This window comes from Streptococcus sp. A22, from assembly GCF_043674215.1.
Taxonomy (GTDB): Bacteria; Bacillota; Bacilli; order Lactobacillales; family Streptococcaceae; genus Streptococcus; species Streptococcus suis_V.
The window spans coordinates 70,874-94,812 of the sequence record NZ_JBIMJQ010000008.1 but is presented as its reverse complement, the minus strand read 5'-3'; the positions used below and the strand labels follow the sequence as shown (position 1 = coordinate 94,812).

The 23,939-nt window shown below is 46.3% G+C and carries 22 protein-coding genes and 1 pseudogene; 18 read left to right on the top strand and 5 right to left on the bottom strand.

Translation table 11 applies throughout. The features are described from left to right. Window positions 1-7 precede the first annotated feature (7 nt). The 9 genes from ACHBHN_RS05075 (at window position 8) to ACHBHN_RS05035 (ending at window position 9,764) form a co-directional block, all read left to right on the top strand. Window positions 8-1,186: an acetyl-CoA C-acetyltransferase gene (locus ACHBHN_RS05075; RefSeq protein WP_394733736.1), complete on the top strand. Its 1,179-nt coding sequence runs from the start codon at window positions 8-10 to the stop codon at window positions 1,184-1,186. 169 nt (window positions 1,187-1,355) lie between these two features. Beyond that, a complete protein-coding gene (locus ACHBHN_RS05070; protein ID WP_172010144.1) occupies window positions 1,356-2,552 on the top strand; it encodes an MFS transporter in 1,197 nt (398 codons plus the stop codon). A 268-nt stretch (window positions 2,553-2,820) separates the two neighbouring features. Continuing rightward, window positions 2,821-3,600 (top strand): enoyl-CoA hydratase/isomerase family protein, encoded by a 780-nt coding sequence (locus tag ACHBHN_RS05065; RefSeq protein ID WP_394733735.1) that lies wholly within the window; start codon window positions 2,821-2,823, stop codon window positions 3,598-3,600. Window positions 3,601-3,623: 23 nt separating this feature from the next. Beyond that, window positions 3,624-4,346: a CoA transferase subunit A gene (locus tag ACHBHN_RS05060; protein WP_105110502.1), complete on the top strand. Its 723-nt coding sequence runs from the start codon at window positions 3,624-3,626 to the stop codon at window positions 4,344-4,346. A gap of 4 nt (window positions 4,347-4,350) precedes the next feature. Further along, window positions 4,351-5,004, top strand: a complete 654-nt coding sequence (locus tag ACHBHN_RS05055) for a 3-oxoacid CoA-transferase subunit B (protein WP_105138173.1) — start codon at window positions 4,351-4,353, stop codon at window positions 5,002-5,004. 361 nt (window positions 5,005-5,365) lie between these two features. Further along, complete coding sequence (locus ACHBHN_RS05050) at window positions 5,366-6,268, top strand: LysR family transcriptional regulator (protein WP_394733741.1); 903 nt, start codon at window positions 5,366-5,368, stop codon at window positions 6,266-6,268. A 12-nt stretch (window positions 6,269-6,280) separates the two neighbouring features. Further along, on the top strand, window positions 6,281-7,390 hold the full coding sequence (locus tag ACHBHN_RS05045) for an acyl-CoA dehydrogenase family protein (protein ID WP_172063803.1): 1,110 nt from the start codon (window positions 6,281-6,283) through the stop codon (window positions 7,388-7,390). 31 nt (window positions 7,391-7,421) lie between these two features. Further along, the gene (locus tag ACHBHN_RS05040; RefSeq protein ID WP_105122335.1) at window positions 7,422-8,351 is read left to right on the top strand and encodes an MBL fold metallo-hydrolase; all 930 of its coding nucleotides are present in this window, start codon (window positions 7,422-7,424) and stop codon (window positions 8,349-8,351) included. A 195-nt stretch (window positions 8,352-8,546) separates the two neighbouring features. After that, window positions 8,547-9,764 carry a MucBP domain-containing protein gene (locus ACHBHN_RS05035; RefSeq protein WP_394733734.1) on the top strand — a complete coding sequence of 406 codons (1,218 nt, stop codon included), beginning with the start codon at window positions 8,547-8,549 and terminating at the stop codon, window positions 9,762-9,764. A gap of 476 nt (window positions 9,765-10,240) precedes the next feature. On the opposite strand, the gene ACHBHN_RS05030 is transcribed toward ACHBHN_RS05035, so the two are convergent. Together ACHBHN_RS05030 and ACHBHN_RS05025 are read right to left on the bottom strand one after the other, a co-directional pair. Beyond that, a complete protein-coding gene (locus ACHBHN_RS05030) occupies window positions 10,241-10,753 on the bottom strand; it encodes an NADPH-dependent FMN reductase (RefSeq protein ID WP_394733733.1) in 513 nt (170 codons plus the stop codon). Window positions 10,754-10,801: 48 nt separating this feature from the next. Next, complete coding sequence (locus tag ACHBHN_RS05025) at window positions 10,802-11,263, bottom strand: MarR family winged helix-turn-helix transcriptional regulator (RefSeq protein WP_105122338.1); 462 nt, start codon at window positions 11,261-11,263, stop codon at window positions 10,802-10,804. Window positions 11,264-11,437: 174 nt separating this feature from the next. Here ACHBHN_RS05025 and ACHBHN_RS05020 point away from each other — a divergent pair, with 174 nt between their 5' ends. From ACHBHN_RS05020 to ACHBHN_RS04980, 9 genes and pseudogenes are all read left to right on the top strand, one after another. After that, entirely contained in the window at window positions 11,438-11,932 is a 495-nt protein-coding gene (locus tag ACHBHN_RS05020; protein WP_105110495.1) for a DUF5590 domain-containing protein, read from the top strand. Next, window positions 11,929-13,110, top strand: a complete 1,182-nt coding sequence (locus tag ACHBHN_RS05015; protein WP_105161171.1) for a pyridoxal phosphate-dependent aminotransferase — start codon at window positions 11,929-11,931, stop codon at window positions 13,108-13,110. The genes ACHBHN_RS05020 and ACHBHN_RS05015 overlap by 4 nt, the downstream gene beginning before the upstream one ends. A gap of 18 nt (window positions 13,111-13,128) precedes the next feature. Further along, window positions 13,129-14,475, top strand: coding sequence for an asparagine--tRNA ligase (gene asnS, locus ACHBHN_RS05010; RefSeq protein ID WP_024383694.1), 1,347 nt, complete (start codon window positions 13,129-13,131; stop codon window positions 14,473-14,475). 71 nt (window positions 14,476-14,546) lie between these two features. After that, a complete protein-coding gene (locus ACHBHN_RS05005; RefSeq protein WP_394733732.1) occupies window positions 14,547-15,032 on the top strand; it encodes a GNAT family N-acetyltransferase in 486 nt (161 codons plus the stop codon). A gap of 67 nt (window positions 15,033-15,099) precedes the next feature. Continuing rightward, a complete protein-coding gene (locus tag ACHBHN_RS05000; protein WP_105161172.1) occupies window positions 15,100-16,005 on the top strand; it encodes a hypothetical protein in 906 nt (301 codons plus the stop codon). Between the two features lie 73 nt (window positions 16,006-16,078). Next, window positions 16,079-16,546: an 8-oxo-dGTP diphosphatase gene (locus tag ACHBHN_RS04995; protein WP_105110492.1), complete on the top strand. Its 468-nt coding sequence runs from the start codon at window positions 16,079-16,081 to the stop codon at window positions 16,544-16,546. A gap of 257 nt (window positions 16,547-16,803) precedes the next feature. Next, window positions 16,804-17,430: pseudogene (locus ACHBHN_RS04990) on the top strand (ABC transporter ATP-binding protein); the annotation flags it as partial. 178 nt (window positions 17,431-17,608) lie between these two features. Then, entirely contained in the window at window positions 17,609-18,421 is an 813-nt protein-coding gene (locus ACHBHN_RS04985; protein WP_394732626.1) for a transporter substrate-binding domain-containing protein, read from the top strand. A 109-nt stretch (window positions 18,422-18,530) separates the two neighbouring features. Further along, window positions 18,531-19,346 (top strand): transporter substrate-binding domain-containing protein, encoded by an 816-nt coding sequence (locus ACHBHN_RS04980; RefSeq protein ID WP_105122752.1) that lies wholly within the window; start codon window positions 18,531-18,533, stop codon window positions 19,344-19,346. Window positions 19,347-19,449: 103 nt separating this feature from the next. Here the strand turns inward: ACHBHN_RS04980 and glgB are convergent, their stop codons facing one another. The 3 genes from glgB to glgD all read right to left on the bottom strand — a co-directional run bounded on the left by glgB (window position 19,450) and on the right by glgD (window position 23,927). Beyond that, a complete protein-coding gene (glgB, locus tag ACHBHN_RS04975) occupies window positions 19,450-21,288 on the bottom strand; it encodes a 1,4-alpha-glucan branching protein GlgB (RefSeq protein ID WP_394733731.1) in 1,839 nt (612 codons plus the stop codon). Window positions 21,289-21,357: 69 nt separating this feature from the next. Next, complete coding sequence (glgA, locus tag ACHBHN_RS04970; RefSeq protein ID WP_394733730.1) at window positions 21,358-22,803, bottom strand: glycogen synthase GlgA; 1,446 nt, start codon at window positions 22,801-22,803, stop codon at window positions 21,358-21,360. Window positions 22,804-22,811: 8 nt separating this feature from the next. Beyond that, window positions 22,812-23,927 (bottom strand): glucose-1-phosphate adenylyltransferase subunit GlgD, encoded by a 1,116-nt coding sequence (gene glgD, locus ACHBHN_RS04965; RefSeq protein ID WP_394733729.1) that lies wholly within the window; start codon window positions 23,925-23,927, stop codon window positions 22,812-22,814. Between the last annotated feature and the right edge of the window lie 12 nt (window positions 23,928-23,939).

The following is a 23,939-nucleotide window of genomic DNA, read 5'->3' as shown; positions in this document are numbered from 1 at the left end:
GAAAAAAATGAGAGAAGCAGTAATTGTAGCAGCTGTTCGAACACCAATTGGCAGTTACGGTGGAAGTTTAAAAGATATATCTGCTGTTGATTTGGGAGTAACTGCTGTCAAAGGCGCACTCGAAAAAATTAACCTTGATCCTACTTTGGTGGATGAAGTGATTTTTGGTAATGTACTTGGTGCAGGTCTTGGACAAAACGTCGCACGTCAAGTTAGTATCAAATCTGGCTTGCCTGTAACGACTCCTTCCTTCACCATTAATAAAGTTTGCGGTTCTGGTCTGAAAACCATCAGCCTAGCAGCCCAAGCTATCCTTTTGGGAGATGCAGATGTTGTCATTGCAGGTGGTACGGAAAATATGAGCCAGGCGCCGTATGTTATTCAAAATCAGCGCTGGGGTTCCCGCATGGGCGACAGCAAAGTGATTGATACCATGCTAAAAGATGGACTAACGGATGCCTTTGAGCCAATGCATATGGGTATCACAGCAGAAAATGTCGCAGCCAAGTACAATATTACCCGTGAAGATCAGGATAGCTTTGCGGTTCGTTCCCAGGAAAAGGCTGTCGCTGCTATCAAGGCAGGTAAATTCAAAGACGAAATCGTACCAGTTCTGATTCCGCAACGCAAGGGCGATCCACTCGTCTTTGACACAGACGAATATCCACGTGAAAATGCCAGCATGGAAGGCATGGCAAATTTGCGCCCGGCCTTCAAGAAAGACGGTACTGTTACTGCCGGAAATGCCTCTGGTATCAATGACGGAGCAGCGGCTATCATTATGATGAGCAGTGAAAAAGCTGCACAATTGGGGCTGCCAGTCCTTGCTACTATCAAATCTTATGCAAGTGCAGGTCTAGATCCAACTATTATGGGTTGCGGTCCTATCTACGCATCCCGTAAGGCCCTGGATAAGGCAGGCTTGTCTGTCAGTGACCTAGATTTGGTTGAAGCCAACGAAGCCTTTGCGTCCCAAGCTTGCGCAGTCAATCGCGAACTAGGACTCAATCCAGATATTGTCAATGTAAACGGTGGTGCCATTGCCCTAGGTCACCCAATCGGAGCGTCAGGCGCCCGTATCTTTGTCACACTTCTACATGAAATGCAAAAACGTGATGCCAAATGCGGTTTAGCAACTCTCTGTATCGGTGGTGGTATGGGGATAGCCGTTATCGTGAGCAGATAGTACTCTTCGAAAATCAAACGCAGACGTTGTTGACTCGACTTGATGTGTGAAAAGCTCGGGGTGTGCTTTTCAGCCTGTCGCCATAAAACCATAAGCGTCAGAGTTCTCCGCGTCTTCCTGATTTTCATTGAGTAACTTTCACCATTTGTAGATTATGTGAGGAAAGATTATGAAAAAAACACCAAATCGTTGGGTCATTTTGGCGGCGGCCATCTTGACCAACCTCTCCTTGGGAGCGGGCTATGCCTGGTCCGTTTTCCAAAAAGCTCTCTTGGAAGCCAATGCCGACCAAGGATGGGTACAGGCCCAGACCTCACTGGCCTTTAGTATCTCCTTTGCCATGGTTCCGGTCGGAATGATTATTTTCGGCCCCAAGGTTGATGCCCTCGGTCCTAAGAAATTTGTATTCTTAGGTGGTATCCTCTTTGGTCTGGGCATGTTTGCCACAGGCTTTGCAACCAGCTTGTCGATTCTCTATCTGACCTACGGTGTCATCCTGGGTCTAGGTATCGGGTCTGCCTATGGTGCAGCTACTTCGGTCGCTTCCAAATGGTTCCCTGATAAAAAAGGTCTGGCTGGTGGTTTGACAGCGGCAGGCTTTGGTCTTGGTCCCCTGATTATCGGGCCAGTTGCTAAAGGCATGATTGGCGCCATGGGTGTTTACCGGACCTTCAATGTACTGGGTATTGCCCTCTTGGTGGTCATCTGTGCGTCTTCCCTGGTCATGGAAAAGGCTCCAGCAGCTGCTCCGACACCAGGTGCTGCAGCTCCGACTGGTAAGACCCATAAGGAAATGTTGCGTGAAGGCAATTTCTGGCTACTCTGGTTGATTTACATCCTCGGTGCGACCGGCGGTATGATGATTATCGGTGGTGCCGCATCCATCTCTGACCAATACAAGCTGGTCAGTGAAGCGACATTCTTTGTCATGCTGGTTTCCATCGCCAATACCTTTGGCCGGATTTTCTGGGGAGCCGTGTCTGATAAGATTGGTCGCTACCCGACCGTTGTTGCCATGTTTGCCGCAGTAGCAGGAGGGCTCTTCCTGACAGCGACCTTTAAAGGTGAAGGCAGTGTCCTGGCTATCATCGGTGTCATGCTGGTTGCCCTGTCCTTCGGTGGTTTCCTCGGTTCCTTCCCAGGTATCACTGCTGATAACTGGGGTGTGGCCAATGTAGGTACCAACTACGGCTGGATGTTTACGGCTTACGGTGTTGCTGCTATTGCAGGACCACAGCTGGGTGCTCGTCTGGCTCAAGCCAACAATGGAGACTACTCTATGGCCTTCTATATCGTCATCGGCATGGCCGTGGTCGGAATCTTGCTCCAGCTTTACTACATTGCTAAATCTAAAAAAGCTTCCTAACCTCTAGTGCCCGGAGAAATCTGGGTGCTTTTTTACTTTTTGGGAAAGCGTTCTTGATTACTTTTTGATGGTTGAACAACCTTAATAAATAAGTTGGTTTTCGCACAATTTCTATAAGCCCACCTAATACAACTATTAAAATTTCTTAAGTAGACGAATATGTAAATAGTTGATAAACTAATAATGTAAGCGTTTTACATTTTGTCAATCGATTGGTTGCATTGTTGACCCTAGGTGACCAATCACATTACACATTAGGAGAATGTTTATGAACAAAACTGTATTGTTGGACGTCAAAGATGGCATCGGCTATATCACCATCAATCGTCCAGAAGCATTGAATGCCCTCAGCTCACAAGTCTTGAAAGACTTGAATGAAGTATTGGATTTAGTGGAAACCAGTACAGAAATTGGTGTAGTCATCGTCACAGGTGCAGGTGAGAAATCATTTGTAGCCGGCGCAGACATCAAGGAAATGGATAAGATGACGCCGACACAAGCCTTCGAATACATGACCTATGCCAATGATACTTTCTCCAGACTAGAACATCTTCGCCAGCCATCCATTGCAGCAATTAACGGATATGCTTTGGGAGGTGGTATGGAATTGGCTCTGTCAACAGACATTCGTCTGGGCCATGAGAAAGTGTTGTTGGGCTTCCCTGAAGTGACACTTGGAATTATACCAGGATTTGCAGGAACCCAACGGATGCCACGCCTCATCGGCATCAGCAAAGCCAAGGAACTCATTTTCACGGCTCGAAATGTAAAAGGACCAGAAGCAGTCGAACTCGGCATACTCAATCGCCTGGTCCCAGCAGAGGAATTGATGCAGGAAGCTGAAAATCTAGCAAAATCTATTTTGAAGAATGCTCCGTTGGCTGTCGAAAAAGCCAAACATGTCATCAGCGTGGGAACAGAATTACCACTGCAAAGTGCTATCCGCTTGGAAACAGAAGCAGAAGCACTCCTCTTCTCAACAGAGGATAAAAAAGAAGGCATGGGCGCTTTTGTTGAAAAACGAAAAGCAGTCTTTACACGGAAATAAGTAGCTTTGACGAGGAGAAAAAAATGGCAAAAATTGTAACGCTCAAAGAAGCAGTATCGCTGGTACAACCGGGACACATCGTGGGAATCTCAGGCTTCCTCGGTGTCGGTGAACCCTTTGAATTGATCGATGGCTTGGTGGAACAAGGCACAAAAAACCTGACTCTGACATCTGTCGTAACCTCCCATCCTGGTAAGGAAGTCGGAGTAGGTCGCCTCTGCGAAAACCACCAAGTATCCAAATACATAGCAGCCCACGTCGGAACCTCACCAGGTGCCCAAAAAGCCTACTTCAGCGGTGAGATGGAAGTTGAATTCACACCGATGGGCACAGTGGTTGAACGCCTCCACGCTGCAGGTGCAGGTCTAGGTGCCGTATTGACACCGACAGGCGTTGGAACCATCCTAGAAGAAAAACAAGAAAAAGTTGTCCGCAACGGCCGTGAGTACCTAGTCTATGATCCATTGAAAATTGACGTAGCCTTAATCAAGGCCAGCAAGGCAGACAAGTACGGAAACCTTTACATCGAAGGAACCACTAAAAACATTTCATTGCAACTGGCCCTGGCTGCCGACACAGTCATCGTTGAGACCAATGAAGTGGTAGAAATCGGAGAAATCAAGCCGGATGATGTCTATATTCCTGGTATTTTAGTAGATTATGTCGTCCAAGGTTTGACAGCACAAGAACACCATGAAATGATGGGTGCTCTCTGGACAGAAACGAAGAAACTAGCAGGGGTGTAAAAATATGAAAGCAAAAGAAGTTATTGCACGTCGTGTCGCTTTAGAATTCCATGACGGAGACGTTGTCAACCTGGGATTCGGTATTCCAAACGCATCTGCTGACTATATCCCAGCTGGAGTGAGCGTTATCCTCCAAGCTGAAAATGGAGCCCTTCGTTTCGGTGAAACCCCAGGCAAGGATAACTACCATCCAAATATTGCCAACTCAGGTGGTGCTCCCATCACCCTTATGCCAGGAGCTTCAACCTTTGATATCCAAACATCCTTTGCCATCATCCGTGGTGGTCACGTGGATGCGACTGTGCTTGGAGCCCTCGAAGTTAGCCAGGACGCCAGCATTGCCAACTGGATTATTCCAGGAAAATTCGCGCCAGGCATGGGCGGCGCCATGGACCTCTTGGTTGGTGCCAAGCGCGTGATTGTGGCTCTGCAACATGTCGATAAAAACGGTGAATCCAAGGTCCTCAAAGAATGCACCTTGCCACTGTCTGCCAAAGGAGTGGTATCCATGGTCATCACCGAATTAGCCGTATTTGAATTCCAAGATGGCAAATACCTGCTCAAGGAAGTAGCTCCTGGAGTGACGGTAGAAGAAGTCCTAGAAAAAACAGCAGGTGATGTGGTCGTTGCTGACAATGTCATCACCATGCCAATCTAGGAAAGCATTTCCGCAAACCTGACTTTACTAGCTACACTTACTAGCGACAAGACAATGGGACAGTTCTTGAGGTCGGTTTGATAGATGTTAAGTACAAGAAATATCCCAGTAGTCAATTTGCTGGGATTTATTTGTGAAATTCGAGCAGATTTATTTAAAAGTATTCAGCAATATGATATAATAAATCGAGGAATTTATCGTTGTCTACTAAAAACAAATTGAAACCTTAGTTGCCAGATTTTTAGGGCAAAACGATAAACAAAACATGAAAAAACATCACCTAGCTACCAGTTCAGATAGGTGAGACAAGATTATATGAAAAACGCTTGTCCAAAAGGACAAAGGAGGATATGCTATGGGAATGGATATTGTTCAAATGGGGTATTTTATCAATATTGTTGAGAACAACTGTAATCTATCCCTAGCCGCCAAGAAGATTCATATCAGCCAGTCAGCTCTCAGCCAGTTCATCACCCAGTTTGAGACCAATGAAGGGCTCCAGCTCTTCCATAGAAAAAATGGTCGCCTGGAAAAACTGACCGAGGCAGGTGAGCGTGTCTACCATTTTGCCACCGAAATTGTCGAGAAATACGAAGACATGCAAAGAATGATTCAGACCGAGTCTACCAAGCAGAAGGGCACTATCCGTCTGGGTATTCCGTCTTTGATATTGCGGGTCTATTTTGCCAATATCCTGCCGGACTTCCTGCTCAAACACCCAAATATTGATATCCAGATTACCGAAGGAGGAGGAGTGGACCTTAACCGTATGTTCCTGGCTGAGGACCTCAACTTTGTCGTGGTCGTTGAGCCGACCTCCCTGGATAGCCAAAAATACGAGCAGCACATCATCCAGATGGATGAATACGTGGCTTTTATGGACAAGAATCATCCCTTGGCCAGCAAGGACCTGCTAGAGTGGAAGGACATTGAACCATATCAAGTCGCCACCTTTAACAAGTCCTACACCACCTACCACCTCCTCAAGGACAAGTTCAAAAAAGAAAAAATCAAGCCTAAGGTCAGCTTCCTAGCCTACTCTTGGGACTACCTAATCGAAGCCACATCTGGCAATAATATCATCACTCTCCTGCCCCGGCCAATCGAAGATTTGGTGGACAAGGACAAGCACACCATGATCCGCTTCAGAGACTTTTTGCCTTTTAATATCTGGTTCTGTCGACCGTACAAGTCCAAGACCAATGAAATCGAGTCCTTTGTCTACGAAGAATTCCTGAAATTATACTACACGCCTGTCGAATAAAGTAGGTGAATCATGCAATACGACCAAGAAAAGTTAGACCAGATTAGCGACTATATCCAGGCTGAGATAGTTGGCCAAGCAGCCCACTATGATGAGCACAAGCTCTTTCCGCTCCTCTTTATCAATCGGCTGGTCACAGACCACAAGATTTTCCACCTGCTCCACCAAACTGTGGACAGAGACAGCGGGCTCAGGACCTTTCTAGAGGTCATTCGCCTCCTGTCCATCGAGTTTTCCTCCCTGGCGGCCATCCTCATGACCCAGGCCTTCTTTGCCATCTGGCTCTTGGAGCATTTTGGCAGTCCTGAGCAGAAGGAGCGCTATCTGGATGATTTGCTCAATTTCAAAAAAATAGGTGTCTTTGCCTTTTCCGAGGAAGATATCAATCTGGACAAGCAATTTCCCGAAACCATGGCCAGACAGACCGACAAGGGCTGGATTATCAACGGTCGCAAGCAGATGGTTTCCAATGCTCCTATGGCAGATGTCCTCTTTGTCCTCTGCCAGACCGTGGACCAGTACGGCAAGAAGGACATGGCTATCTTTGTCCTCGACAGCAAGACTCCCGGTGTCCAGGTCGGTCCCACCATTGACAAGGTCGGTGTCCGCTCTATGCCGCTGGCACCTATTAGTTTTGAAAATGTCCAGCTGACCAACGACCAGCTGTTGGGCCACCAGATTGCCGGCAAGCAACAGTACACCCAGTCTATGATTAAGATGCGGCTGGCTATCAGTGCTCAATCCCTGGGCATTGCAGAAGGTGCCTTCAAGAAAGGTCTGGCCTATTCACAGATTCGCCGGGGCTTTGGCAAGCGTCCTATCGACGTATCTATCAATCAACTCCGCATCGTCGACCTGAAAACGGCCCTGGTTGCCTGCGAAGCCTATTACCATGACTACCTGCGGACCGATATGTCAGACGAACGGGAGGTCTCCATGCTGAAAATCATTACCTCCAGACTGGCCTCAACCATTTCTGAGGAAGTAGTTCGTATAACTGGAGCTTATAGCTTCATTGGAAACGATGATATCGAGCGTTATGTTCACGATGCAAATATTACCAAGGAATACGGCGGAAAAACAGATCGACTCAAGAAAAAAATTGCAGAAATGTGGCTGTAAAACTCATGTGAAATGAGGAGAATATGAAAATATGAAACTACAAACCTACCAATTCGGCCAGATGACCCTGACCTGGCTGAGAGGGGCAGACAAGTACACGGATGCAGGAACCATCTTCGGACCTGTGCCCAAGGCTGTCTGGTCCCGCTATTACCCGACCAATGAACAGGGGCTTATCCATGACCTGACAGACCCCATCCTCATCAGCTATCAGGGCAAGCATTACCTGATCGACACCAGTCTGGGAACGGAAAAGCTCAGTGACAAACTCCGGAGAAATCTCGGCGTCATCTCAGAAAACCGTGTCTTAGAAAGCCTGGACCAGCTGGGCCTCAGCCCTGAGGATATCGATGTGGTCCTCATGACCCACATGCACAATGACCATGCCGGTGGCCTGACCAGGCTAGTCGATGGCGAGCTGGTTCCCACCTTCCCAAATGCCACCATCTACATCAATGACATCGAGTGGGAAGAAGTGCGCTATCCCAATCCCCGTACTAGGGCTACCTACCTGCCTGAAAACTGGCAGGCCATCCAAGACCAGGTCCAGACCTTTGGCTCAGAGCTCAAGCTGGTCGACGGCATTGAGATGCACCACACAGGCGGTCACAGCCGTGGCCACAGCATCATCCTGCTCAAGCAAGATGGGGAGACCCTGATACACATGGCCGACACACTCCTGACCCATGCCCACTTTAATCCCCTCTGGGTGGCAGCAGTAGACGACTACCCTATGGACAGTATCAAGGCCAAGGAAAAGTGGATCAAGCAAGCCTACAGTCAAGGCTACACCTTCCTCTTTTACCACGACCCTTACTATGCCCTGCTCAAGTTTAACCAGGATGGTAGCCAAGTGGTCTCCTGCCTGGAAAGACTGCGCCCACCAGTCCTGCCTTTTACGGACAAGGAGGACAAGCGCCTGGTCGTAGCGGAGGAAACCAAGCTACCGATAACATACTAAAACAGATATATATATATATAAATGTATTTTATCAATAATTTTTGTGAAAATTTCACAAATCAGTCATTATCCCTTGCAAAAATGATATACTCCCCATATAGTGGACAGTGAAAAAACAAAAATTTTCACTAGAAACTAAGACCTGGAACCATTCCTGTCTACCCAGATCCAAATAACCCTGGACAAACCATTCCATTGGAACCAAGTCCAGATGGAGGTTATGAGCTTCCGCCTGTACCAAGCAAGCCAGGTGAAGATACGGTTATCGAGTATGTTCCAAATACTGTTAGCCTGACTGTCAAGTATGTGGACGATACGGGTGCAGACCTGCGTCCAACAGAAAGCAAGGAAGTCAAGGTCGGTGATGACTACACCACCACTCCACAGGTGATTGAGGGCTACTATCTAACTGAAATCCCTGCTAACAGCAAGGGCAAGGTGGGAGCAGAAGGTACAACCGTTGTCTATGTTTACAATAAACTCGGTTCATGGGTACCAGAATTGCCAGAGGGTCACGACCCAGTGCCACCAATTCCATATCCGAACCATCCGACAGACCCAGGTAAACCAGGTATTCCGGCAGGTGTTGTGCCAGTCGTTCCAGGCTACATCCCTGTAGGACCAGACGGTAAAGAATTACCTAAGGGTCCAGACGGTAACTACCTGCCACCTGTACCAAGCAAGCCAGGTGAAGAAACTGTTATCAAGTACATTCCACAAGACGCTAGCGTGACCGTGCGCTATGTGGATGACAAGGGCAATGATTTGATTCCAAGCAAGTCCATTCCAGGTAAGGTTGGTGATGATTACACGACTACCCCTGAGATCATCAAGGGCTATCTGCTCAAGGAAGTACCAAGCAATGCTTCTGGTAAGATTCCAGCAGGCGGTACGAGTGTTGTCTACACTTATGTACCAATTGGAAGCTATGTGCCAAACATTCCAGGTCAGCCATCCACTCCGATTCCATATCCGAATCATCCGACAGACCCAGGCAAACCAGGTACAGATCTACCATCTATTCCGCATGTTCCGGGTTATATCCCTGTCGGCCCAGGAGGAGTACCATTGCAGCCAGTAGATCCAAGTGATCCAACCAAGGGCTACATTGCGCCTCCTATCCCAGGAAATCCAGGTCAAGATACACCAATCAACTACATTCCGAGCCCACCAGCTCGACCAAGTAGACCGATTGTTGTGACACCTGTCAAGCCTGAGACTCCAGTTGAGCCAGAAGTTCCAACAACTCCAGCTCAACCGAGCCCAGCAGGACCTGCACAACCAGCTAGCCCTGGTACGGCTCAATTGCCAAATACTGGTACCAGCGATTCACATGCAGTGACTGCAATTGGTGCTAGCCTCTTCCTAGCTGCCCTTGCCATAGCAGGCACAGCTCGCAGAAGAGAAGAGTAATCCTTATGCTTTCCAACTATCCTACATGGTCTTTATCTGGACCTACATTCCCACCACTAGTCGAATGATTGGTTTATATTGCATCTTCTCAACTCCCACTTGTAGGCCAGATAGCAGACCTGTTTGGTAGTAGAAAATAGATAGGCACCCAGATTCTGGGTGCCTTGTCTATTCTATGGAATATGCGTATTGAGAATCTTTCCCCATTCTGCTATAAAATAACTAGGAAATAGGACCAGAAGACGTCAGAAAATCAGTTCGACGGCGGATATTGTCGCAAAAAATCTGGGTTAGTCCAAATTCAAGCACACAAAATCTATTCAGATAAAAGCAGCAGTCCTAGGTAGTCAAGAACCTAGGACTTTTTGAGTAAAAAAGAAAAGCCTATCTCCTGAGAAATAGACTTAGAACCTGTATTTGCAGCTCAGCATATTTAGCTTGTGAATATAGGTTCTTGTTGTAGGGAGGCTTGTGAATTAGTTAATTGCAGCGAGAACTGCGTCAACTTGTTTAGCCAATTGTTCTTCATCAACTGGAGCGCCGTTTGTTGCAAGTGTCAATTCATCTACGAAGTTTGTGCGGATGAATGGAAGAAGTGCACGGTATTGAACAGCTGCATCTTCTTGGTGTGCAGATGAAGTGATAGATACTGTTGCCACTTTTTCATGAAGAGCAGAAGCACCACGTGGATCTGACAAATCAAGTGCACGGCTGAGCCAATCGAGAACGTTTTTCACTGAACCAGGGATAGCAGCGTTGTAAACTGGTGAGAAAATCCAGATAGCGTCAGCAGCAACAACTGCTTCACGCGCAGCTTTTACAGATGCAGGAGCATCAGCTTCCAAATCTTGTGAGAATACAGGAATTTCTTTCCAATCAAGGTAAGATACAGTTGCTTTACCTTCAAGTGCATTTTCAGCAGCTTGAGCCAATTGAGCAGTGAATGAACATTCACGAAGAGAACCAACTAAAAATAAAATGTTTGACATAATGTAACTCCTTAATTACTTGATGTGACTATCATAACACATAAATCACTAATTAGCAACATTTTTGTCTATGAATTTGAATCTTTTTAGTAAATCGGCCAATAAATCCTGTTCTTCCTGGCTCAAAACAGAGAAAATTTTTCCAACATGAGCATAGTGTTCCGGCAAAACCTTCTCAATCGTTTCCCGACCGAAAGGAGTCAAACCAATCAAGGAAGCCCGCTTATCACTTTCATCCTGGGTCTTGAAGATATAGCCATCACGGACCATATTCCGAATGACCACCGTCATGTTGCCAGAAGTGCTGAGCAACTTATCAATCAAATCCTGGATGCGCAAATTCCCCTTATTGTAAAGTGCTTCCATTACGCCGAATTGGCCAACGGTTAATCCATGTTTTCTGATGATCTCTGTCTCCTGTCTGCTAATAGTATTGGCAGCGCGACGAAAGACAACTAAACTATGTAGGGCATGCTGATTTTCTTTTAGAGAGTTTTCTACTTTATTCATAAGTATATTTTATCAATAACTAGTTCCTTTGGCAAGAAATTTGATGGCTGAAAAAGCTGATTCTGACAAGATTTTGAGCGCATTTTCCCATATCGAATTTTAGCTGAAGTTTTTTTGCAGAATTTTCGGATTCAATTAGCAATATGTGGCAACTTGTAGTATAATATTCCTATTATGGCGAAAACATCACGTGAACCTTGGATTAGCCTGACCTTAGGTCAACAATTCTTGATTGGTTCAGCAGTTATCCTGACGGTTTTGACATTTTCTATACTCCTGATTTTGGAAATGGCCAGCAGTCCCTATGCCCAGGCAAGTGAGAGGGCGGAGAATCTGGCCCGTCAAGCAGTCCAGTTGGAAACCATTGAAAAGATTAATTCCTACCGAGGTGTGGACGACTTTCATACCGTCTTAGGGACGGATTCTGCTGGACAAGAGCTGGCAATCCTAGTGTCAGATCAAACCTCCCAAGTTTATGTTTACAAACTATCTGACGGCGTTGCCCAAGCCCAGGCTGAGACCATTGCCCAAGAGCAGGGAGCCGGCCAGATTGACCGCGCGATTATCGGCATGCGGGAGGGCAAGCCGATTTGGGAAATCAAGTCAGGGACGGCCTATTATAACATTGATTTTAAAACTGGAGACTTTATCAAAAAGGAGGGCTTATGAGCAAGCTATCAAATCGTGCCTTAGAAATGGAAGAAAGTGTGACCTTGGCGGCTGGTGCGCGTGCCAAGGCCTTGAAGGCGGAAGGGCGTGATATTTTAGAGCTGACCTTGGGTGAGCCAGACTTCGTCACACCGAAGAATATTCAAGAAGCAGCCATTCAGTCTATCGAAAATGGCAAGGCCAGCTTTTACACGGTGGCTTCAGGTCTTCCTGAGTTGAAGGACGCAGTCAATACCTACTTTGAGAAGTTCTATGGCTATTCTATCGAACGCAATCAAGTCGTTCTTGCAACAGGTGCCAAGTTTGTCCTTTATGCTTTCTTTGCAGCGGTCATCAATCCTGGTGATGAGGTGCTGATTCCAACACCTTACTGGGTTTCCTATGCCGACCAGATCAAGATGAACGAGGGAGTGCCAGTTTTTGTCACTGCCACAGAAGACCATAATTTCAAGGTGACGGTTGACCAGTTGGAAGCGGTTCGAACAGACAAGACCAAGGTCCTCTTGCTCAACAGCCCGTCCAATCCGACAGGTATGATATACAGTCGTGAGGAATTGGAGGCTATTGGAAACTGGGCTGTGGAACACGACATTCTCATCTTGGCAGATGATATTTATGGCCGTTTGGTCTATAACGGCAATAGTTTTACACCGATTTCAAGTATCTCAGAGAGCATTCGCCAGCAGACCATTGTTGTCAATGGAGTGGCTAAGGCCTATGCCATGACTGGTTGGCGGGTTGGATTTGCGGTTGGAAATCCAGAGATTATCGGTGCCATGAGTAAGATTATCGGTCAGACTACATCAAATTTGACCACGGCTGCTCAATATGCGGCCATCGAAGCCTTTACAGGCCCGCAAGATACGGTCGAAACCATGCGTCAGGCCTTTGAAGAACGACTTAACACCATCTATCCATTACTAGCAGAAGTGCCAGGTTTTGAAGTCATCAAACCAGAAGGAGCCTTCTATCTCTTCCCAAACGTCAAAAAAGCAATGGAAATGAAGGGCTACACAGATGTGACCGAATTTACCACTGCTATCTTGGAAGAAGTAGGAGTAGCCTTGGTGACAGGTGCAGGTTTTGGTGCTCCTGAAAATATCCGCCTCAGCTACGCGACAGATATGGACACGCTCAAAGAGGCTGTTGCTCGACTCCACACATTCATGTCAAAATAAAAGAAAAAAGGAAAGATTATGTCTAGAAAATTAATCACCATTAACCAAGTAAAAGATTATGTCGGTCAAGAAGTGACCATTGGTGCCTGGGTTGCCAACAAGTCAGGTAAGGGCAAATTGGCCTTCTTGCAATTGCGTGACGGAACAGCCTTCTTCCAAGCAGTTGCCTTCAAACCAAACTTCATTGAAAAATTCGGTGAAGAAGAGGGAACGGAAAAATTTGATGTAGCAAAACGCCTCAGCCAAGAAACGTCTGTCTATGTGACAGGGATTGTCAAGGAAGATGAGCGTTCTAAGTTTGGTTATGAGTTGGATGTGACAGACTTGGAAGTCATCGGTGAGTCACAAGATTACCCAATCACACCAAAAGAACACGGGACAGATTTCCTTATGGACAACCGTCACCTCTGGTTGCGTTCTCGTAAACAGGTAGCCATTCAACAAATCCGAAATGCCATCATTTATGCGACTTATGAGTTCTTTGAAAAGAATGGTTTTATCAAGTTTGATAGCCCAATCCTGTCAGGAAATGCGGCAGAAGATTCAACAGAATTGTTCGAAACAGACTACTTTGGTCAACCTGCCTACCTCAGCCAATCTGGTCAGCTGTACCTTGAAGCAGGTGCTATGGCCCTTGGTCGTGTCTTTGACTTCGGACCAGTTTTCCGTGCAGAAAAATCAAAAACCCGCCGTCACTTGACAGAGTTCTGGATGATGGATGCCGAGTATTCATTCCTCAGCCATGAAGAGTCACTTGACTTGCAAGAAGCTTATGTCAAGGCCTTGATTCAAGGCGTTATTGACCGTGCTCCACAAGCCTTGGAAACGCTTGAGCGTGATGTGGACGCTTTGAAACGCTACATTGCGGAGCCATTCAAACGTGTAGCTTATGATGATGCCATTACCCTTCTGCAAGAACATGAAGCTGATGAAGATACAGACTACGAACACATCGAGCATGGAGATGATTTTGGCTCACCACATGAAACTTGGATTTCAAACTACTTTGGTGTACCAACTTTCGTTGTTAACTATCCAGCAAGCTTCAAGGCCTTCTACATGAAGCCAGTTCCAGGCAATCCAGAGCGCGTGCTTTGTGCGGACCTCTTGGCGCCAGAAGGCTACGGTGAAATCATCGGTGGTTCTATGCGTGAAGATAACTACGATGCCCTGGTAGCCAAGATGGACGAGCTCGGTATGGACAAGTCAGAATACGAATTTTACCTTGACCTCCGCAAGTACGGTTCGGTACCACACGGTGGTTTTGGTATCGGTATTGAGCGTATGGTAACCTTTGTAGCTGGTACAAAACACATCCGTGAAGCCATTCCATTCCCACGTATGTTGCACCGCTTGCATCCGTAATGAAGATGAGAAGTTGACCTTGTGTTAGCTTCTTTTTTTCGGTATAATCATTTCAAAAGGAGGCGATAGTGATGATTATTAAACCGATGCAGACGGACGAGGAAAAGATGGGCAAGGCCTATGTTCATTGGAAGGCTTGGCAGGAGGCATATGCAGACCTCTTACCGCAGGAATTTCTCCAAAAGACCTACACGCTAGAACGCTGTCAGGACTGGGCCTTTCGCTATCCAGAGAGGATTTTTGTGGCTCTTGAAAATGACCAGGTAGTAGGCTTTACCTGCTATGGTCAGTCCATGTCGGAGGATTTGGAAAATGCTGGCGAACTATACGCCCTCTATGTGCTGGCGGATGTCTACGGTCAGAAAGTCGGCTACCGACTGCTCCAAGCTGCACTGGAAAAAATTCAAGACTACGATAGAGTTTGCCTCTGGGTGCTGGAAGGAAATGCGCGTGCTATTTCTTTCTATGAAAAAGTCGGCTTTCGCTTTGATGGGGTGAGCAAACAGGTCCATCTCGGCCAAGAACGGACAGAATATCGGATGATTTTGGAAAAGTAGGGTAGGCTATTGTTTTAGGTGGATATTTAATATATAATTATGTTATAAAACATTCACGGAGGTTCTTATGATCTACCTTACCAATCATCGCCTGCGAGTGGAGATTGCTGAGCCTGGCGAGCGGCCCAATGATACTTTTCGCTTTGACCGAGCTGGTTTCATCTCTAATGTCATTTTGGACGGAGATACGCATTTCTGTGCCAATGAACCCATGAACCTGAGACACTTGTCATCGGGCGGCCGCGGTCTGTGTTGTGAGTTTTCGGGTGATTTTTCACAAGGTGCTGCAGTCGGAAACTATTTTCCAAAGCTGGGAGTGGGTCTGATCAAGCAGGACAGCGACCTGGGCTACCAGTTTGAACACAAGTATGAGGAGGTTGTGCCCTATCCTGTGACTTTTAGCCACACGGAGACCAGTGCGGACTTTGTGACGGATGCGGTGCCTTGTTTGGGCATTGCGGCTCAGGTGCGTAAGACCATTCGGATAGAGGACAATCACCTGATTTTGGAGGCGACCATCACTAATGTTGGCGAGCGGGAGATTGTGACCGAGGAATATTGCCATAATTTCCTCAGTATCGATGGGATGGCTATTTCGCCTGACTACCGCCTGGAGCTGCCGGACATGTATGATTTGGGCGACCAGCGCCTGGAGGGATTTGGTGGCTACGACCATAATAATTTTATAGCAAACGGCAAGGCTATTACCTTTGACAAGTGTGAGACCGATGTGTCTTTGAGTGTGCTTTCTACGGAAAATGCTCCGCTCCGAGATGAGTTTTCATGGAAACTCTTGCACAAGGGGGCTAAGGCTAGCGTGACTGGGACGGACAGCGTCACCCCAACCAGTCTCCTCCTATGGGCAACGGACCATATCGTCAGTCCAGAAATCATCCAAACCATTTCTATCCAGCCAGGTCAGAGCCATTCTTGGACCCGGAAATGGACCTTTGAAGCAGAACCACGTTGGTAAGAAATTAACAAAGCCGAGGGATTTCCTTGGCTTTTGTGGTATAATGAGGAATATATTATAAAAGGAGTGAACTATGTCCCGTAAGCAAACCGTTACCCTGACCAATATGTGCCTCATTGAAGACAAGGATGGAAATGTGGTGGTACAAATCCGCGACCCCGATCGTTATCGTTGGTCCGGCGTTGCATTCCCAGGGGGTCACATTGAGGAAAATGAGCCATTTTATGATTCGGTCGTCCGTGAGGTCTATGAAGAAACCGGTCTGACAATTCAGAATGCCCAGCTGGTTGGGACCAAGCACTGGCCTGATAAGGAGGGGCATCGTTACATTGTCTTTCTCTACAAGGCGACAGCATTTACCGGTCAACTCCTCTCGACGGAAGAAGGAGAAGTCCGTTGGGTTAAAAAATCGGATTTACCCCAAATGGATTTGGCCTATGACTTGCTGGAAATTCTCAAGGTCATGGATGATCCAAATCTGTCTGAATTTTTCTATACAAGGAAAGACCAGGATGGAGAATGGGATAGGAATTATAGATAGAAGCGAAGTTGAACAAGGATGTTCGGCTTTTTTTCCTGTCATTTTCCTGTTTATCATTGAATATTTTCTTGAATAGTAATATAATAATAGTTAGTGATAATTGTGATAAAGGAGGAGAGTAATGTATAAGATACTACTAGGCTATGTTGGTAACTATAAGCGACCCTCGATTTTGGCATTCTTGGCGATGACGATTGAAGTGCTGTTCGAGCTATCCATTCCCTTTTTGATGGCGGCGATTATCGACCAAGGGATCAATCGGAGCGACAGGAGCTGGGAAAACGACTATTACCAATCTCATCAATCGTTTCTACGAGATTCAGTCAGGCATAATTACCTACGACGGAATTGATATTCGTTTGATTGATAAGGCTTCTCTGAGAAAATCCCTGGGCATCGTCTTGCAGGATACCCACCTCTTTACAGGGACCATTGCGGAAAATATCGCCCATGGTAATGAAGCTGCCAGTCGAGATGAGATACTGGCTGCGGCAAAATTATCTAATGTTGACCGCTTTGTCAAACATTTGGAAAATGGCTACGACGCCCAGATTAGCGGTGATGGGGCTGGCTTGTCAAATGGTCAACGTCAGCTGATTGCTATTGCCAGGGCAGCCCTAGCCAATGCTCCGGTCCTGATTTTGGATGAGGCGACTTCCTCTATCGATTCCTTGACCGATAAAATGGTCCAAGAGGGTATGGACAAGCTCATGCAGGGCCGGACCGTCTTTATCATAGCCCACCGCTTGTCGACGATTGTCAACTCTGATGTCATTATGGTTATGGACCATGGCCGCATTGTCGAACGTGGTAACCACGCAGAGCTCATGGAGAAAAAAGGCGTCTACTACAGACTGTATACAGGCGGCTTAGAAATTGATTAAAAACTGATAACTGGAACACTCTGGCAACAGGGTGTTTTTTCAGCATTTTTCATTTTTTCAAGAAAATGTATAAAAATTCGGATTTCATGGTTGACAATTGCATAATTATGGTATAAAATAGCATAAACATACGAAATGTATGGTATAAAAATAGTGTCTATTGCATAAAAAGGAGATTATCATGAAATTAAAAAAAGTTTATACATTTGCGACAGTTTGCTTTGCTAGTTTGGCTTTGGCTGCATGTGGTTCATCAAACAGCGACCAAACCACACTTGAAAAAATCGAAGACAAGGGGACCCTGGTCGTTGCCCTCAACCCAGAATTCCCGCCCTTTGAATACAAGCAATTGATTGACGGTAAGGATACCATCGTAGGGGCAGATATCGAGTTGGCCAAGGCCATCGGTGAAGAATTGGGCGTGGAAGTAGAGTTCTCACCAATGAGCTTCTCTAACGTATTGGCAAGTGTCCAAAAAGGTACGGCGGACGTTGGTATTTCAGGGATTTCTGCCACAGAAGAACGCGCCAAAACCTACGACTTCTCAGAAGCCTACTACCAGTCGGTCAACAAGATGATTGTCAAAAAGGATGACGCAGCTAAATACAGCAAGGCTGAAGATTTCGCATCAGTAACCATCGGTACCCAGAAAGGTTCTATCCAAGAATCCGTTGCCAAGGAGGCTTTTGCTGACTCATCCATCCTCAGTCTAGAGAAGAACGGCGACCTGATCCAGCAATTAAAATCTGGCCAATTGGACGGTGTAATCTTTGAAGAACCGATTGCTAAGGCTTATGTGGGTAGCAACCCAGACCTGCAAATTGTGGACATGGACATTGAGACAACCATTTCGGACTCTTATGCTGTTGCCATGCCAAAAGGAAGCGCAGAGCTGAAAGCTAAGATTGACAAGGTCGTGAAAGAGCTGGTTGAGTCAGGCAAGATGTCAGACTTTGTCGAAGAAGCCTACCAACAGTCAATCAGTAAATAAAGAATAAATATTCAAAGCACTCCCGTTGACAAATGAATAAAAATGCCATATAATAGGTCATGTTGTTTCAGAATATCTGAAAACATAAGCAATAAAGAAGGAAATTATCATGAAATTTAATAAAATTTTAACTCTTGCGGCAACTGTTGTAGCTGGTCTTACCTTGGCAGCTTGTTCATCGTCAACGACGGAGTCAAGCAAGTCAACTTTGGATGCTATCAAGGAAAAAGGTACCTTGGTCGCAGCTACTAGCCCAGACTATGCACCTTTTGAATTCCAAGCACTTGTAGACGGCAAAAACGAAGTCGTTGGTGCGGACATCATGTTGGCACAGAAAATTGCTGATGAATTGGGCGTAAAATTGGAAATCTCTCCAATGAACTTTGACAACGTCTTGACCAGCGTGCAAAATGGCAAGGCAGATATCGCCATTGCGGGTATTTCTTACTCAGAAGAACGTGCGAAAACATTTGATTTCTCTGAAGAATATTACCTGATTTCAGATGTTCTCTTGGTCAACAAGGACAAGGCAGATCAGATTAAAGACACCGACGCTCTTGCAGGTCTTAACTTGGCCGTTCAAAAAGGTTCTACACAAGAAACGTATGCTAAAGAAAACTTGAGCAGTGCTAAGATTGTTTCTCTCACTTTGATGGGCGAAGCGGTCAACGAATTGAAGGCTGGTAAGGTTGATGCAGTCTTGATGGACTCGCCAGTGGCAGCAGGTTATGTTTCACAAAATGCTGACTTGGCCATCGCCAAAGCTGAGTTCCCAACCATTGATGAAAATTCAAAAGTCATTGCTCTTCCAAAAGGCAGCGCAGACCTCAAAGCAGAAATCGACAAGGTTATCGCTGATGTCAAAGCCAAAGGTGAATTTGACGCCTTCCTTGAGAAAGCAGCAACTTACACAGCAGTTGAATAGAACACATAGGTCAGTCATCTAAACAGTGGCTGGCTTTTTTGTGTGGATTTTTTCCTCAAATGCACAGAAAAAAATCTTGCACCAAAGGCACAAGATTTTATCGCTATTTCACTCGCTCCAGATAGAAGGACGTCAACCTTGGAACAGTAATCTTGGCTCCATTTTCATCCGGATAAAGGATGAAGGATTCCATTGGAATGGCATTGGATGAGAAGACCAGTTTGTATTCAGAATCTGTTGGTAGGGCTAGGTGCACATCGAAGACCTCCTGATCATTGAAGTTATGAACAGTTAGAATTTCCTGGTCATCACTCTTGCGGACAAAGGCGTAGACGCTGGCCTCTTCATCTATTGTTATCCAATCAAAGCCCTTGTCATAGGCTTGATGGTCGTATTTCCAAAAGGCATCATTGTCCCGATAGAAGTTAGACAGGGTTTTCATCATCTGGTAGAAGGACTCGTGGTTTGGATAAAGGCGCAATCCCCAGTCCATTTCTGTATATTCATGCCATTCGCGGATGTGGCCCCATTCATTACCCATGAAGAGGAGTTTTTTACCAGGATGGGCATAGTAGAAGCTGTAGTAAACACGGGCCAGGTGGAATTTATCTTCAAAATCCCCGTTCATCTTATTAATGATAGAGTGTTTCCCATGGACAACCTCGTCGTGGGACAGGGGTAGGAGGTAGTGCTCGTTTTGATTGTAATACATGCCAAAGGTGATTTCCTTGGAATGGTATTTACGATAAACAGACGGACGCTCGACAAATTTCAGGGTATCATTCATCCAGCCCAAGTCCCATTTGAGGTCAAAGCCAATACCGCCGTCTTCCAGTGCATGGGTGACTTTTGGATAGCTTGAGGAATCCTCGGCAATCATGAGAACGCCCTTGTAATCGGTGTGAACCATGGCATTGACCCGCTTGATAAAGTCAATTGCGGCATGGTTGATTTTGTCCTCTTCGGTTTCTCCGCGCCAATAGAGGAGGTAGGAAAGGGCATCGACCCGAATGCCGTCAAAATGGAAGTTGTCTAGCCAGTATTTAAGGTTAGAGAGGAGGAAGGACCGCGTAATGCCCTTGCCCAGGTCAAAGTTGGCCGTACCCCACTGTCTATTTTCACGGTCATTTTCATGGAAATACTCATAGAGCCAGGATCCGTCAAACTGATAGAGACCATGGGCATCCTTACAGAAGTGGAGGGGAACCCAGTCCAAAATAACCCCAATCCCAGCCTGGTGACACTGGTCTACCAGGTATTTTAATTCATCAGGCTTGCCATAGCGGCTGGTCGGACTGTAATAGCCAGTGACCTGATAGCCCCAAGAGGCATCCAGAGGATGCTCGGTGATGGGCATCAGCTCGATGTGGGTGAATTTGTTTTCCTTGACATAGTCAATCAAGAGAAGGGCGATTTCCTTATAGGAATAGAAGGATTCAAGCGGGGCGCCAGCCTGGTTTTGATTGACAACCTTTTGTTTCCAAGAACCCAGATGAACCTCGTAAATAGACACAGGTTCTTCCTTGAAATCGTAAGAAACCCGGTCATACATCCAGATATCGTCCTTAAACTTGTAGCGACTGTTATAGGTCGTGGAGGCAGTATTGGGCCGGACCTGGCTGAAAAAGGCATAGGGGTCTGCCTTATAAATTTCCCGACCGTCATGGCTGATAATCAGGTACTTGTAGTCTTCCAGTGATTTCAAATCAGGCACATAGAGCTCAAAGACCCCGTCAATTTCCCGATTCATGGGATGACTGCGATCCCAGTTATTGAAATCACCAACTAAAAAGATTTCTCTCGCATTTGGAGCATAGACACGAAATTGGGTGCCAAGAATTTTATTACGCTCCTTGATGATATGAGCCCCCATTTTCTCATAGAGTGTGGTGTGCTCACCGGAATTCATATAGTATAAATCCAAATCAGTAAATTCTGTCATAACAATCTCCCTTGTGGAAAAGGAGTGGACCTTGGTCGCACTCCCCTTCAGTTTGTTGTCAAATCTTACCTAGCCACTAATTTCACGGTAGAGCCAGATATATTTCTCAGCTGAAGAGGTCCAGCTGAAGTCTTCTTCCATGGCTTGCTTGACCATGGCATTCCAGTCTTCTGGTCGGTCGTAGTAGGTCTGTAGGGCCAGGTCATAGACCTGTTTCATACTGTAGGCATCACGGCCGCCGAAGCTAAAGCCAGTTCCTTGAGCTGTTTCGATGTGGTATGGCTTGACGGTGTCCACCAATCCCCCTGTTTCACGGACAAGTGGCAGGGTCCCATAGTGCATGGAAATCAGCTGGCTAATACCACAGGGCTCAAACATGGATGGCATGAGGAAGAGGTCACTTGCTGCATAAATTTGGTGGGCAAGCGGTTCATTGTAGCCACGGTAGAAGGCAAATTTTTCAGGATAGGCATGCTTGAAGTGGTTGAAGGCATTTTCAACGTCTGCTTCACCATTACCCAAGATGACAAATTGCACATGGGCTTGAAGAAGATGGCCGAGCACCTCAGTTAAGAGGTAGAAGCCTTTCTGCCATGTCAGGCGAGATACGATACCTACCATGATGACATTCTCGTCCTGCGGCAAGCCAAATTGAGCCTGGAGGGTAAGTTTATTGGCCTTTTTATCAGCAAGAGTAGCAAATGAATAATTTTTCACCAAGTATGGGTCTGTCTGGCTATCCCAGCTATCGTAATCGATGCCGTTGACAATGCCTGTCAAATCATACTTGCGCAGTTCCAAGACATGTTGCATATTCTCACCAAATTCTTCGGTAAGGATTTCTCTGGCGTAGGTATCAGAAACAGTCGTTACTTTGTCAGCGTAGAGTATACCTAGCTTCATAAAGCTGATACATTCGTCGTGGAAACGTGCAATACCATCCAGATAGTAGCTGTAGTCCATCCCCAGGGCAGACCAGAGGGCTTGCTTGTTGAAAATCCCTTGGAAAGCCAGGTTATGAATGGTAAAGACATGCTTGATATTACGGAATTCCTCCCGGTAGCTGTAGAAGGTCCGGCAGAGGAAGGGCATGACCGCCGCATGCCAGTCGTGGGAATGAATGACATCTGGGAAGAAGTTGAGAGCCTCAAGCAGACGGCAGGTCGCATGCTGGAAGAACCCAAACCGCATGGCGTCATCATCGTAGCCATAGAGCTCGTCACGCTCAAAGAAATCACGATGTTCGATGAAGTAGAAGGTCACACCATCGACGACCTGGCTGTAGACATTGGCCATGGACTGGATATCGCCTGCTCGCACATCGTAGCTGGATACATAATCAAAATCAGCATGGTTGTTGATGGCGATTTTCTTGTAAAGTGGCAGCACCACCCGAACATCCATCCCCTGTTTGACCAATTCTTTTGGCAGAGAGCCGATCACATCAGCCAAGCCGCCAGTTTTGATGAATGGAAGTCCCTCAGATGCTACAAAGAGTACAGATTTTTTTGTCATGTTTACTCCTAGATGATTTGATGTGCCTTGATATAGGCTGGATTACTTGCAGTTCCTTTAATATCCGTAGAATGAACAATCTTAGTCGCCTTATCGATAATGGCATTTTCAATAGTGACACCGTTGCGCACCGTTACACCATTTAAGATAATGGAGTTCTTAATGGTCACCCCGTCCTCGATAATGACATCCCGGTCAATAATAGAATTTTCAACCTGACCATTGATATTGGCACCGTTGGCAATCAGGCATCGTTTGACATCTGCCAGTGGTCCGTAAAGAGTAGGAGATGAATCGCTGGTCTGGGTATGGATAGGCCAATCATTTTTGAAGAGCAATTTGCGCGTGTCACGCTGCAAGAGGTCCAGCTGGGTATTGAAATAGCTATCAATGCTGTTGATGCAGGCAACGAAGTCACGGTGGGCGTAGCCACGGATGACATACTGGTCAGCCACATCGCGCAGGATATCCTTGAGCCAGTAGAGCGAGGAAACCTTGTTGGCACGGCGGATGAGCTCGATAAAGGTGGTCCGCTTCATGATGTAGGCTTCAAGTGAAACAGGACGATTCTTGTATTTACCGTGGTTTTCTTCAAAGGCCACGACCCGCTTGTCATCATCGAATTTCAAGGTTTGGCAGCCGATAAAATTCTCCTTGGCGTCCATAACATTTTTGTAGAGAACGGTGATGTCAGCTCCAGTTTCCTGATGCTCTGCCATGACCTTTGTGAAATCTTGGCTGTAGAGGAAGTAAGATGGCGCAATCAGCACATATTCCTTGGTCGAACTTTCAATGTAATGAAGGTTTTCTGAAAAGGTATTGATGTCATGCTGGTAAACAGAGTTGGGGTCGGTCACGCCGTTCAAGAGACGGAGCGAACCACGCTTACTGTTAATGTTGTAGTGCTTACCAGTTCCGACGTGCTGGATGGTTGAGCGCATTTTGGCAGGCATGTAGACCTGAAATTCCGTAATGCCAGAGTTGGACATATTGGACAGGACAAAGTCAATCAAGCGGTAGCGGCCAAGGAAACCAAAGGCTTGCACACCACGGTGGTCCATGACATTGCCGAAGTGCACATTATTCCCTTCAATATTTACAATTCCTAGAGTATTTCTTAACATAATCGACCTTTC

What these genes read in the sequence shown, in the direction of transcription:
- ACHBHN_RS05060 (WP_105110502.1), top strand. Translation starts at nt 3,624, where the DNA reads ATGGCAAAAATTGTAACGCTCAAAGAAGCAGTATCGCTGGTACAACCG.
- ACHBHN_RS05075 (WP_394733736.1), top strand. Translation starts at nt 8, where the DNA reads ATGAGAGAAGCAGTAATTGTAGCAGCTGTTCGAACACCAATTGGCAGT.
- ACHBHN_RS05055 (WP_105138173.1), top strand. Translation starts at nt 4,351, where the DNA reads ATGAAAGCAAAAGAAGTTATTGCACGTCGTGTCGCTTTAGAATTCCAT.
- ACHBHN_RS05065 (WP_394733735.1), top strand. Translation starts at nt 2,821, where the DNA reads ATGAACAAAACTGTATTGTTGGACGTCAAAGATGGCATCGGCTATATC.
- ACHBHN_RS05030 (WP_394733733.1), bottom strand. Translation starts at nt 10,753, where the DNA reads ATGTCAAACATTTTATTTTTAGTTGGTTCTCTTCGTGAATGTTCATTC.
- glgA (WP_394733730.1), bottom strand. Translation starts at nt 22,803, where the DNA reads ATGACAAAAAAATCTGTACTCTTTGTAGCATCTGAGGGACTTCCATTC.
- ACHBHN_RS05005 (WP_394733732.1), top strand. Translation starts at nt 14,547, where the DNA reads ATGATTATTAAACCGATGCAGACGGACGAGGAAAAGATGGGCAAGGCC.
- asnS (WP_024383694.1), top strand. Translation starts at nt 13,129, where the DNA reads ATGTCTAGAAAATTAATCACCATTAACCAAGTAAAAGATTATGTCGGT.
- ACHBHN_RS04980 (WP_105122752.1), top strand. Translation starts at nt 18,531, where the DNA reads ATGAAATTTAATAAAATTTTAACTCTTGCGGCAACTGTTGTAGCTGGT.
- ACHBHN_RS05070 (WP_172010144.1), top strand. Translation starts at nt 1,356, where the DNA reads ATGAAAAAAACACCAAATCGTTGGGTCATTTTGGCGGCGGCCATCTTG.
- ACHBHN_RS05025 (WP_105122338.1), bottom strand. Translation starts at nt 11,263, where the DNA reads ATGAATAAAGTAGAAAACTCTCTAAAAGAAAATCAGCATGCCCTACAT.
- ACHBHN_RS05045 (WP_172063803.1), top strand. Translation starts at nt 6,281, where the DNA reads ATGCAATACGACCAAGAAAAGTTAGACCAGATTAGCGACTATATCCAG.
- glgD (WP_394733729.1), bottom strand. Translation starts at nt 23,927, where the DNA reads ATGTTAAGAAATACTCTAGGAATTGTAAATATTGAAGGGAATAATGTG.
- ACHBHN_RS05020 (WP_105110495.1), top strand. Translation starts at nt 11,438, where the DNA reads ATGGCGAAAACATCACGTGAACCTTGGATTAGCCTGACCTTAGGTCAA.
- ACHBHN_RS04995 (WP_105110492.1), top strand. Translation starts at nt 16,079, where the DNA reads ATGTCCCGTAAGCAAACCGTTACCCTGACCAATATGTGCCTCATTGAA.
- ACHBHN_RS05050 (WP_394733741.1), top strand. Translation starts at nt 5,366, where the DNA reads ATGGATATTGTTCAAATGGGGTATTTTATCAATATTGTTGAGAACAAC.
- ACHBHN_RS05040 (WP_105122335.1), top strand. Translation starts at nt 7,422, where the DNA reads ATGAAACTACAAACCTACCAATTCGGCCAGATGACCCTGACCTGGCTG.
- ACHBHN_RS05015 (WP_105161171.1), top strand. Translation starts at nt 11,929, where the DNA reads ATGAGCAAGCTATCAAATCGTGCCTTAGAAATGGAAGAAAGTGTGACC.
- ACHBHN_RS05000 (WP_105161172.1), top strand. Translation starts at nt 15,100, where the DNA reads ATGATCTACCTTACCAATCATCGCCTGCGAGTGGAGATTGCTGAGCCT.
- glgB (WP_394733731.1), bottom strand. Translation starts at nt 21,288, where the DNA reads ATGACAGAATTTACTGATTTGGATTTATACTATATGAATTCCGGTGAG.